At 57.9% G+C, this 11,113-nt stretch carries 8 protein-coding genes; 3 read left to right on the top strand and 5 right to left on the bottom strand.

Translation table 11 applies throughout. From position 1 onward, the window contains the following. On the top strand, nucleotides 1–1,241 hold a 1,241-nt coding region (locus tag Q0510_RS08010), incomplete at its 5' end, for a c-type cytochrome (protein ID WP_298709878.1). Between the two features lie 5 nt (nucleotides 1,242–1,246). On the opposite strand, the gene Q0510_RS08005 is transcribed toward Q0510_RS08010, so the two are convergent. After that, complete coding sequence (locus Q0510_RS08005; protein ID WP_298709876.1) at nucleotides 1,247–1,918, bottom strand: SDR family NAD(P)-dependent oxidoreductase; 672 nt, start codon at nucleotides 1,916–1,918, stop codon at nucleotides 1,247–1,249. Between the two features lie 190 nt (nucleotides 1,919–2,108). Here Q0510_RS08005 and Q0510_RS08000 point away from each other — a divergent pair, with 190 nt between their 5' ends. Next, on the top strand, nucleotides 2,109–2,747 hold the full coding sequence (locus tag Q0510_RS08000) for a response regulator transcription factor (RefSeq protein ID WP_298709875.1): 639 nt from the start codon (nucleotides 2,109–2,111) through the stop codon (nucleotides 2,745–2,747). Here the strand turns inward: Q0510_RS08000 and Q0510_RS07995 are convergent, their stop codons facing one another. From Q0510_RS07995 to Q0510_RS07980, 4 genes are all read right to left on the bottom strand, one after another. After that, complete coding sequence (locus tag Q0510_RS07995; protein WP_298709873.1) at nucleotides 2,748–3,278, bottom strand: DUF192 domain-containing protein; 531 nt, start codon at nucleotides 3,276–3,278, stop codon at nucleotides 2,748–2,750. A gap of 87 nt (nucleotides 3,279–3,365) precedes the next feature. After that, nucleotides 3,366–4,547 carry an aminofutalosine synthase MqnE gene (gene mqnE, locus Q0510_RS07990; RefSeq protein WP_298709871.1) on the bottom strand — a complete coding sequence of 394 codons (1,182 nt, stop codon included), beginning with the start codon at nucleotides 4,545–4,547 and terminating at the stop codon, nucleotides 3,366–3,368. Continuing rightward, nucleotides 4,544–6,661 carry a M43 family zinc metalloprotease gene (locus Q0510_RS07985; protein ID WP_298709869.1) on the bottom strand — a complete coding sequence of 706 codons (2,118 nt, stop codon included), beginning with the start codon at nucleotides 6,659–6,661 and terminating at the stop codon, nucleotides 4,544–4,546. Before Q0510_RS07985 ends, mqnE begins: the two co-directional genes overlap by 4 nt. 55 nt (nucleotides 6,662–6,716) lie before the next feature. Continuing rightward, nucleotides 6,717–8,351, bottom strand: a complete 1,635-nt coding sequence (locus tag Q0510_RS07980) for a nucleoside transporter C-terminal domain-containing protein (RefSeq protein WP_298709866.1) — start codon at nucleotides 8,349–8,351, stop codon at nucleotides 6,717–6,719. 162 nt (nucleotides 8,352–8,513) lie between these two features. Between Q0510_RS07980 and Q0510_RS07975 the strand changes: the two genes are divergently transcribed. After that, the coding region (locus Q0510_RS07975; protein WP_298709864.1) for a hypothetical protein at nucleotides 8,514–11,113 on the top strand (2,600 nt) is incomplete at its 3' end.

The following is an 11,113-nucleotide window of genomic DNA, read 5'->3' as shown; positions in this document are numbered from 1 at the left end:
AAGCCTATGGCGGCCGCGAATTCCTCGCCAGCACCGATGAGCGCTTCCGGCCCGTCAACCTCCACCTGGGGCCCGACGGTGCTTTGTATATCCTGGACATGTACCGCGGCATCATCCAGCATAAAACGTATCTCACACCTTACCTGAAAAAGGAAATCGGCATGCGCGAACTGAGCGGCCCGCTGAACTGCGGCCGCATCTACCGGATTTTCCCTGCCGGCGCCAAACCGCAAACCTTCCAGCTGAAGGAAGATCCCGCGTTTCTGATAGCCGCTCTGGACCACCACAACGGCTGGATCCGCGACAAAGCCCAGCAAATGCTCGTGGATGCGCAGCGGGAGGAAGTGGTTCCGCAGCTCCGCGCCCGCCTGGCCCAGCCTGGCACCGGCCGCATCCATGCCATGTGGGTGCTGGAAGGCCTGCATGCCATCACCGCCGCGGATCTGCTGCCGCTCCTCGATACCAGCGATGCGGCGCTTTGCCGGCAGGCGCTGGCAGTATTGCCTTCTATCCTCAACAAATCGAATGCGGCGCAACTTCGCCCAAGATTAGCGGAAGCCGCAGCATCGGCACAAACCGCTCCTGCAGTGGCGTACATCCTGCCTTCCTTCGCGAAGGCCGATGCGCCGGGCGCACAAGCCCTGCTGGCGGCCATCTGGCAAAAATTCCCTGATAGCAAGATCGTGGCCGACGCAGTGATCGGCAATGCGCATAACAAAGAACAGGCGCTGCTGACAGCGATCACTCACTGGAACGCAGATACGAACCTCTTGGTGCGCCGCCGCCTCGAAAAGGTGCTGGTCGATATTTCCAACCACCGCAAAGCCCGGCTCGACGAAGCCCTCGTCAAAGAATTCCCCCGCGGCAACCTGATTTTTAAAACCATTTGCCAGACCTGCCATGGCGCGGACGGGGAGGGGATCCAATCCCTCGCGCCGCCGCTCAACCATTCCGAGCTCGTGACCGGCAAAAAAGAACGCCTCATCGCCATCGTGCTGTACGGACTGACAGGCCCGGTGCAGGTAAACGGCAAACTCTACAAATCACCCGAGATCAACGGCGACATGCCCGGGATCGCCAATAACGACGAGTTTTCCGACGGCGACATCGCGCAGCTGATGAGCTTCATCCGCAACGCCTGGAGCAACAAAGCCGAGAAAGTGACCGAAAGCGAGGTGCAGGCCGTTCGTAAGAAATACAAAGGCCGCCAGAAGTCGTTTACGATGGAAGAATTTAAATAATCCCTTTACAGCACGAAATGCTTGCCGGTAGCCACATTCCGGAATTCCCCGCTGTTCTTTTGCGCGAAAATGATATCGAGTATCCCGGCTGCGGAGGTTTCCGGCAGCATGGGCGCCTGGTCGCCGCCCAGTTTGGTGCGCACCCAGCCCGGGTGCACCGCCGTTACCGTTACCTGTTTATCCGTCAGCCGCTGCGCCAGCATCTTGGTGTAGATGTTCACCGCGCCTTTTGACATGCGGTAGGCGGGGCCGTTGACGGCGATTTCCGTGAGCAGCGACATGTCTGTCGAGATATTGATGACCTGTCCGCCGGGTGGAACAAGCCCGATCACGGCTTCGGTGAAGAATACCAGGCCGGTGACGTTGGTGGAGAAGGTATTTTCGAAGGAAGACCTGTCCGGAACGGTCTGGAAAACATCGTCGGCCACGCCGGCGTTGTTGATGAGCAGATCGATGGAAGTGGCCATGCGCGCGAGGGCCTGTTTGCAGGCTTCGATGCTCGAAGGGTCGCGGACGTCGAGCGGGAGGCAGTAGAATTGGGGATGGCTGAGCGCATCGATGTACCCGGAACGGGAGGTGCCGATAACGCGGTAGCCCTGGCCGAGGAGCTTGGCGGAAAGGGCGAGGCCGATGCCGGCGTTGGCGCCGGTAATGAGTGCGGTGTGTTGACGCTTCATAATGAGGTGAGGTTTGCAGCAAAATTATCTTCCGGGTTCCGCTGCGGCATACGCAGCAACGCGTAATTTGCGGCAACAAAACTTCTACGTATAATCCCTACCACATAACCATGTGATACGGCCCCGCTAAAGCATACATTTTCAATGGATGGTGTTTAATATTGTAGCCAGACCTCAAAACGCCATTTTAATGATGAAGATCAGGTTGGGAATTGCCGACGCCCACCCGGTGATCGGTAAGGGAATCGCGGCCATGCTTTCTCCGCATTCGCATATTGAAACCGTGTTTACGCTCACCGACTGGCGCGACCTCACGCCGGAGATGAGCCGTTCTTCCGTAGACGTGCTCCTGCTGGACCTCCACATGCCCGAACAAAACGTTTCGGGCTTATGCAAACTGCTGCGCAGGGATTTCCCCGACTGCCGCATCGTAGGCATGTCCGTGACCCAGGAAGCGGTGCAGGTAAAGCAGGTGATGCGCGCCGGCGCGGCGGGCTACCTCTTGAAAAGTATGGACGAAGATGGCCTGTTGCAGGCCGTGGAATCGGTGTTTGAAGGAAAGCAGTACATCGATGCCAAGGTGAAAACGATGCTGCTGGAAGACCTGTTCCAGCACAAGAAAAGGTTGCGGAAGAAAGATGTGCTGACGCGGAGGGAAACGGAAATCCTGGAACTGATCGCCCGGGAATACAGCAGCCGCGAGATTGCGGACAAGCTGTTTGTCAGCCTGCGGACCGTTGATACCCATCGTTTCAACATCATTCAGAAGCTACAGGTAAAAAACGCCGCAGGGCTGATCAAGGAAGCTTACAAGCGGGGGCTTGTGTAATTATTTCTGCTTGGTGAAAGCGATTTTATCACCCACCTGCACATGGTATTTGTCGGAGAACCCGGCGATGGTTTCCACGACATACTGCGCCGGTTTCAGGGACGGAACGCCGTCTTCGCTGAGCGGCGTCGTGTATTTACGGATGGATACGATTTCCATATTGCTGTCTACATACATGATATCGAGCGAAATGTAGGTATTCTTCATCCAGAATGATTGTTCCGACGCGAAGTCGAAAATAAATAGCATGCCCTGCGTGTCTTCCATGGATTTGCGGTGCATGAGGCCTTCGGCCCTTTCATCGTCGGTTTGCGCCAGTTCGATATCGATGGTTTTGATGGTATCGCCTTTTGCCTTGCTGATGAAGGATAATACGCCTTCCTTGGAGAACACCGGTCCGTCGGCAGCGGGAGCCGCCGTGGTCGTATTGCTGGGAGCGGAGGCGTTGTCGCCTTCCTGCCCGCCTTTCGGCTGGCAGGCGGCCAGGTACAGGGCGCCCGTGAGGGCCAGTACCAGGTTGAGTTGCTTCATTTTACGGATTTTAGAGGATTGAAGTTAGTAAAAAAGCAAAAGAGGAAAAGCAAAGCCTTTCCTCTTCCGGAAATATTAACAGTTCATTCAGTTTGCCGTTTCTTCATCTGTAAACTCCGCGTTGGAGTAATCCCGGATCTCGTTGTACACGGTATCGCGCTCCACGGGGGCCCTGCCGGCCTGGCGGATGAGCATGGCCAGTTCGGCGGTGCTCATGGAAGGCTTTTGTTCTTCTGCGCCGGCCATGGAGTAGATCTTCGTGGTATCGTCGATCGTACCGTCGAGGTCGTTGACGCCAAAGGAAAGCGTGAGCTGCGCGGTGCTGCGGCCGAGCATGGGCCAGTATGCCTTCAGGTGCGGGAAGTTGTCCATATACAGGCGGGCAACGGCGTACATTTTCAGGTCTTCCACGATGGAAGATTCCGGTACATGCGCCATTTCGTTATCGCCGTTGCGGAATTTCAGGGGGATGAAGGTATTGAAGCCATGGGTTTCGTCCTGCAGCTGGCGGAGTTTTTCCATATGATCCACGCGGTGCCAGTATTGCTCGACGTGGCCGTAGAGCATGGTGGCGTTGGTGACCATCCCGGTGTTGTGCGCGGCCTTGTGGATGGCGAGCCATCCTTCCCCGTCTACCTTATCGTGGCAGATCTGCGCGCGGATATCCGGGTGGAAGATTTCGGCGCCGCCGCCGGGCATGCTCTGAAGCCCTGCTTCATGCATGAGGCGCATCCCTTCTTCGGTGCTCACTTTGGCTTTGCGGAACATATAATCCAGTTCCACGGCCGTGAACCCTTTGATATGCAAATCGGGCCGGTGGGCCTTGATCTTGCGCATGAGGTCCATGAAGAATTCCATCTGCATCTTGGGATGCACGCCGCCCACGATGTGGACTTCGGTAACGGGCTGGCCGTCGTATTTCTTCACGATGTCGAGCATCTCGTCGATGCTCAGTTCCCAGCCTTCCTCACGGTTTTTGTATAATTTGGAGTAGGAGCAGAACCTGCAGGTAAAAACGCAGACGTTGGTGGGCTCGATATGAAAGTTACGGTTGAAGTAAGTCTTGTTCCCGTGCATCCTTTCGCGAACATGGTTGGCCAGTGCGCCCAGCAATCCGATATCTCCCTTTTCAAACAGCACGATGCCTTCTTCCTGTGAAATCCGTTCCTGCGCCAGCACCTTGTCTGCTATGGCCTTCAGCTGCATATCGAGCGTGGGGGCGGCAAGGAGGGCGGCAAGCCCCGGTTTCAGTCCTGTGTTCGTCGTCATTTTGCTTTCACTATTTTATAAGTTCTCACCTGTCGGCTATACAATAACTTTACAAAGTAAACACCATTTGGGGCATTTACCAAATCGATTGTCACCCGGTTACCGCTCCGCTGGAGCGACTCCCGGCGGTAAACCTCGCGCCCCGCGGCATCATATACCGCAATGCCCCGCAGGTCGTCCGGCCACTGCAAAAACTCCACGAAAAACCGGTCGCGGAACGCGTTAGGCCAGATGAGGAGGCCTTTGCTGGCGAGGTCCGGATGCACCGGCCGCGTTTCCAGGCTGATATTGTCGAGATAAACGTTGTTTTCCCAGTTGCTGATGTTGCGGAACACCACGCGGAACGGCCGCCCTTTGACCAGGTGCGTCAACTCCACCGTATCCTTCCTCCATTCGCCGGCGGCAGGGTAAAACTCGACCGTTGTAGGGATCCGGCGGGTAACGAGCGTTTCGCCCCATTTCTTATACCCCGTCGGCACCACCGTTTGCCCGCAATCGAACGTCACGAACACCTGCAGCGTATCCCAGTAATTATCCGCGGCACCGATGGCCGTGGTGGTGGCCGCGGCCAGGTCAAACACGAGCCGCACCGAATCGCTGCCCGGAGCGCTCATTTCGGGGCCCAGCAGGTCGTCGGTCGCGTGGTTGGTGCCGTAGAAGAAGTTGCGGATTACCGCCGAATGCGCGCTGCCGTTGCCGTAATTGCTCCTGATCCAGGTAGTGCCGCGGTCGGGGTTCGAAACCGTGAAGCCGCGCGGCGGGAATGCATCCCCTTCAAAACCCGCCGCCAGCGGATACCCCGCAGGATCGGCGTACGTCAATCCCACCGCGGATGTATCGTTCCCCGGCTGCTGGTCGGCCACGCCGTTGGGCAAATCCGCATAGACTTTCAATTCCATATCGCCCACCGGCACCTGGAGCGCCGGAAGTTCCACGGTTTCCTGGGCCATGGAGGCCAGGTTGCCGGTCCAGTTAATGCTCACCGGCGCCGAGTTCCCCAGCGTATAGCGGATCACGGCCTTCGTCAGCGGCAGGCTTCCCCGGTTTTTCAGCACCACCTGCGGCGTGTGCGCCGGCGTGCAAAGGTAACCCACGGGCCGCTGCACCGATACCACCGAGGCGTCGTTATCGAACAGCAGCACCGGCTGGCAACCGTCGGAATGCATCAGCGAAGTGCGCTGCGTTTCCAGGGCGGCGCGCATGCGCTCCGTTTGCCCGGCGGTGAAAAAGTGCATGCAGCCGTCGTTCACGTAATCCATGTAATTCATGTACATGATCCCCGGCGCGGAAGGCGTGCAGTTGTCGGTCAGCACGCCCGACGGACAATCATAATTCTGCGTGCCCTGCAACGGCGTGTCGTCTACATTATCATCGTCCGTACAGGTATTGTTATCGGTATTTCCCCAGATGTGGTAGAGGTAGAAGAAGTGCCCCAGTTCATGGGTGAGCGTTCGGCCCTGGTTGAACGGCGGACGGGCGGAGCCGCTGTTGCCGAAAGCCCGGTAATGCACCACAACACCCTGCTCTTCAGGCTCGTACAGCTGCGGAAAGGTGGCTACGCCCAGGTAATTCTCGCGGAGCTCGCACACCCAGATGTTGAGGTATTTGTCTGAATCCCAGGCATTGGCCCCGCCGGAAGTGGCGAATTTCACTTCGAACCCGGCGCGGGTGATCGGGAAAGTGCGGTCCGAAACGGTGCGGGTGATGCCGTTGGTGGGCTCGCCATCGGGCGTGCGGGCCGCGAGGCAGAACTGGATCTCAGGGTTACCGGTGAGGTTTTGCCATACCTGCGGGACCTGCGAAATATCGGTATTCTGTGCGAGGAAGTCGAGGTTGAGGGTGGCCAGCTGGCCGAGCACCTGTTCGTCGGTGACCACGGTAGGGTCGGGGAGCACAATATGTACTACCACGGGGATGGTAACGCGGTTGAAAGTCCTGAATTGGCCGGTTTCGCGTTTTTTGCGGACGAGCGACTGCTCGAGGGCCCGGAGTTTATCCTGGAGGTGTGGTTGGGAGCTGAGCTTGCCCTGCAGCGCAACGTCCGTTCCGCATTTGCGTTGTGCGAGTGCGGGGGCGGATATGGCCAGCAGTGCGATCAGGGTGAAAATACGCAAGCGTTAATGGTTATAATAGGTTATAGTGATATGAGGATGTAAATGTAGGTGTTTTTTAACTGAGTGCACCCGCGATACACCCGCACATCAAACATGCGATGGTGCCGCCGATCAGCGCCTTGAGCCCAAGTTCCGTGAGGTTTTTCCGCTGGTTCGGGGCCAGCTGGCTGATCCCGCCGATCTGGATGCCGATAGACGCGAAGTTGGCGAAGCCGCACAGCGCGTAAGTGGCGATGAGCAACGATTTCGGGTCTTGAATCACGTTGGTTTCCTTCATTTTCGTAAGCGATTGGTAGGCGAGGAATTCATTCAGCACGGTTTTGATGCCGAGCAGCTGCCCCACCGCCAGGATATCCGCCGTGGCCACGCCGATGAGCCAGGCAACAGGGGAGAAGAGGTAGCCTAAAATCATGTCTAACGAAAGCGCGGTATAACGTCCGCCGCTCATTACGGCGATCTGTGCGTTGAGGTTGGTTTGTTCGCCCACCCAACCGAGCATGGCGTTCACGACATACATCATGGCTGTGAACACGATGAGCATGGCGCCCACGTTCACGGCGAGCTTCAGGCCGTCGGTGGTGCCCAGGGAAATGGCGTCGAGGAAGTTATCGCCCAGTTTCTCCTTCGGGATCTGGAGGTCTTTCTGGATGAGGTGGTCCTGCGTTTCTGGGAAGATCAATTTGGCGCAGACGATCGCCGCCGGCGCGCTCATGATGCTCTGGCTGAGCATATGCAGCGCGAAATATTCCTTGGCCGCTTCATCGGCGCCGCCCAGCATGCCCACATAGGCGGCCATCACGCTGCCGGCGGTATTGGCGAAGCCGCCTACCATGATGCACATGATCTCGGAGCGCGTCATTTTGTCGAGGTATGGCCTGATCATGAGGGGCGCTTCCGTTTGGCCTAGAAAGATGTTGGCCGCTGTAGAAAGGCTTTCCGCCCCGGAGATCTTCATCTTGTTCAGCAGGTACGCAAAAACGTACACGATCTTTTGCAGGATGCCGAGGTAATAGAGAATGGAAGAAAGCGCCGCGAAGAAAATGATATTGGGAAGCACCTGTACGGCGAAAATATAGCCCCAGGCGCCCGATGGGTCCGCCAGTCCCTGGAACATGAAATCCGTTCCCTTGTGGCTGATGTTGATGAGATCCACGAACGCACTGGAAACCGTGCTCAGCGAGCGCCGGAACACGTCGGGAGGACACCATTGCAGGTATACGGCGATCGTCAGCAGGAAACACGCCGCCAGCACGGTCCACTTCAGCAATTCCAGGTTCCTCTCCGGCAGGAATTTCGCCATCAGGAAGATGGGAATCAAGCCCGCCGCAAAGGCTACCGCGGGCAGCTGGTAAGACGGGCTGAGCACGATCCCGAAAAAGAAGCCCGCCAACGCCGCCAGCGCCAGGAGCCAGGCCACCGGGTCGCCCGTCAACCCAAACCCTTCTTTCGACTTCCGCATCACCCGCCGCACGGTGAACACCGCCACCGCCCCGCCGAACAGGAGCCAGAACACCGGCTGGCCGCCCACACGCGTGTCCAGCACGCCCATGGCGAACATGATCTGGGCACAGATGCCCATCCCCACCAATTTCCAGTTAATGGCGCGCCGGTTGTTGCTCAGGAGGTAACAAACGAGCACGAGAAACGTCATGCCCAGCGTACCCCGGGCAATATTCTCCCAATGTAACATGCGGTATGATAATAAGATAAGGTCAAGACAAGAAGTGATACACCCGGCAAAATAAGGAAACTAAATAAATCTCGAATAAAATACTAAAAAATTTAATATCTTCCCGGCGCAGAATCATTTTGAACCGCTCCAAGAATGCGCTTATACCTATACCTTATTTGTTTGGTCCTCTGTCAATCCCTGCATGCCCAAACAGCCAGCTTTTCGGTGCCAGACACCGTTTGTGTCGGCACTCCCGTCACTATCACCGATCAATCTGCCAGCGTCGGCACCTGGCACTGGAATTTTTGCTCGGGTACATCCTATCAGCCGCCGACGGCCGTAAACCACGGCAATCCCGCCGGATTGGTAAGGTCGCCGCAACACAGCGTCATCGTTGAGGAAGCCGGGCAATACTTCGGTTTCATGACCAACACGATGACGGATCGCATCGTGCGGCTGGAATACGGCAGCAGCCTGGCCAATACGCCCACACTTTCCTCCGTTTCCCAGGTAGACGCCGTCCTGGCAGGCAACGCTTCGGGCATACAGGCGGTCGAAGACGCCGCCGGCAAACACCTGATCATCGTCAGCGGGGGCGGAACGGTGCCGGGGAAGATCGTCCGGATCGATTTCCCGAATGGATACAGCGATTTTGCCAGCGCCACGGGGGTAGACTGGGGCAATCCCGGCGGATTGCTGGAAAGCTGCAGCGATCTCGCCATCGTTAACGATAATGGCCGCAACTTCGGGTTTATCCTGGGAATGGGGGCCAATATGCTGGTGCTGGCAGAGTTCGGATGGGATTTTACCGCCGCGCCCGTGTTGACGAATGTCAGCATGCCCGCCACGATCGTGAACCCGGACGGGATCAAGGTTTTCCGCGAAGGCGCCACCTGGTACGCCCTGGTGGCAGCTGCCAACGGCATCCATTTGCTCGATTTCGGCACCTCGCTTACCAACGCTCCTGTGGCCACCAACCTGGGAACTTTCGCCGGGCTGATCGATGGCGCCCGGGATATTTCGATTTACCAGGATTGCGAGCAGACCTTTGCGCTGGTAACGAGTTTCAACAACAGCTCCATCGTCCGCCTCAATTTCAGCGGAGGCATCACAGGCGCCGTAACGGCGGTTAGTTACGGCAATCCCGGTGGCGCCCTTAACGGCCCGACAGGTATCTCCAGGTTGTACCGCCACGGCGCCGACATAAGGGCCATCGTGGCCAACGGCGGCCCCGCTAATTTCAGTACCGCGATGCTGACGATGAACGGCTGCACCAGTCCCGTGGCACCGCCATTCAACGGGCCAACCCCGCCGGCTTTTACGATACCCACGGCAGGCATCTATTACCTCAACCTCGTTACCGACGCCAATACGCCGTCCGAGCGCTTTTTCTGCCGGAAGATCGTGGCCGTGGCCCCGCCCTCGCTGGAACTGGGAAATAATAACCTCCTAGTCTGCGATGGCCAGTCGCTCCTCCAGCATTCGGTCTCCGGCCCGCACCTGCGTTACCAATGGTATACCGGCACGGCGCCACGGGTGTATATCCCCGGGGAGGACAAGGAGTTTATCATCATCAGCAGCACCGATACCTACGGCGTGGAGATCTTTAACGGCGGCTGTACGGTGTCCGACGAAATTTTCGCCGCTATTGCAGAGAAAATCCAGGTAACGGGCGATATCCAGAATATTGACTGCAACCACCCCGCCGGCAGCGCCGAGCTGACGGTTACGGGCGGCATCAGTCCGTATACATACTCCCTGAACAGCCAGCCCGACGTCACCGTTCCCGAATTCACCAGCCTGGTGACGGGGAGCTACAGTGTCGCTATCGAAGACCGCTACGGCTGCACGGGCTCCTATAATTTCACGATCGCGCGGGACATGCTCCGTACGCTTACCACCAGCGCCACCGGTACCGATCCCACCTGCTTCGGCGGCAGCAACGGCTCCGTCCTGGCGCAGGTGAGCCATGGAACGGTTCCGTTACAGTTTGCGCTGGGCACAGGCCCCTTCGGCAACGGGCCCTCGTTCAACAGCCTTACGGCAGGTACTTACAAAGTTTATATCCGGAACGCATATTGTCTCGACAGCCAGGAGGTGGTGCTCACGCAGCCTGCCGCTTTGCTCATGCCATACGACGCTTACCAGGACACCTGCAACCGCGGCAGCGGCTGGGTGCGGCTCGATCCGCAGGGCGGGGTATCGCCGTACAGCGTTACCTGGAACGGTAATGTGGTTGCCGGGCCGGAGGTACACGGGCTGGGCGTGGGCATGTATACCGCCAACGTTATGGATGCCAACGGCTGCCAGCGTTCCGCCAATATATATGTCCCGAACCTGAGTATGGCGCGGATGAATATCCTCACGCCCGATACCGTGGTGGCCATTGGCGACGAGTTCCTGCTCCGGGCCGGAAATGCGGTGGATTATATCTGGGGCCCGATCGTGGAAGGGGGGATTCAATGTCCTACCTGCCCCGAAACCGTGGTGCGGCCGGTGGCGCCCACACAATACATCGTGCGTACGCTGACGGGCGCCAATTGCGTGTCTGCCGATACGGTGCGGGTGCTGATCGATTATTCTTCGATGCTGGAGATGCCCAATGCCTTTACGCCAAATAACGACGGGGTGAACGACCTGTTCCGGCCGAAGTCCAAGGCGGTGATGGCGTTCAGCATGCAGGTGTACAGGGCCTTGCCCGGCTTTTGCAGCTTGTCGACCGAGTTGGCGACCAGCTGGCGCAGGAACGGGCGCACCTGCGCGCCGTGCAGGTCGACCAC

Source organism: uncultured Chitinophaga sp., assembly GCF_937874145.1.
Classification (GTDB): domain Bacteria; phylum Bacteroidota; class Bacteroidia; order Chitinophagales; family Chitinophagaceae; genus Chitinophaga.
Note: the sequence above shows the minus strand (reverse complement) of the source record. Positions and strands in the feature narration are given on the sequence as shown.